Genomic DNA, 446 nt, shown 5'->3' with positions numbered 1-446 from the left:
CCGGTGGCGGTGCTGGCGCAGGTGGGGACGCGGTTGGCGCCGCACATGGTGCCGGCGGTGGTGTCGGTGATCGAGGCGGTGCCGGTGACGGCGAACGGGAAGGTGGATCGGGCGGCGTTGCCGGAGCCGGACTTCGGTTCGGGTGCGGCGGAGTTCCGGGCACCGGCGTCGGAGACGGAGGCGGTGCTGGCGGAGTTGTTCGCCGAGGTGCTGGGGGTCGAGTCGGTGGGGGCGCAGGATTCGTTCTTCGCGCTCGGTGGGGACAGCATCATGTCGATCCAGTTGGTGGCGCGGGCGAAGGCGCGGGGGTTGGTGTTCTCGCCGCGGGATGTGTTCGAGGGCCGGACGGTGGCGGCGTTGGCGCGGGTGGCGGCGTCCGGTGGTGCGGGTGCGGTGGTGCTCGAGGAGCTGCCCGGTGGTGGTGTCGGCGACCTGCCGCTCACCCC

1 protein-coding gene is annotated in these 446 nt (G+C 73.1%); it reads left to right on the top strand.

All coding sequences use genetic code 11. The features are described from left to right. Positions 1–446, top strand: a 446-nt coding sequence (locus ACN675_RS29270; RefSeq protein ID WP_420754136.1) for a phosphopantetheine-binding protein, incomplete at both ends; no start/stop codon positions are given.

This window comes from Rhodococcus sp. O3 (assembly GCF_048897285.1).
Classification (GTDB): domain Bacteria; phylum Actinomycetota; class Actinomycetes; order Mycobacteriales; family Mycobacteriaceae; genus Rhodococcus.
The sequence above is the reverse complement of the archived record's forward strand: the minus strand, read 5'-3'. Positions and strand labels throughout refer to the sequence as shown.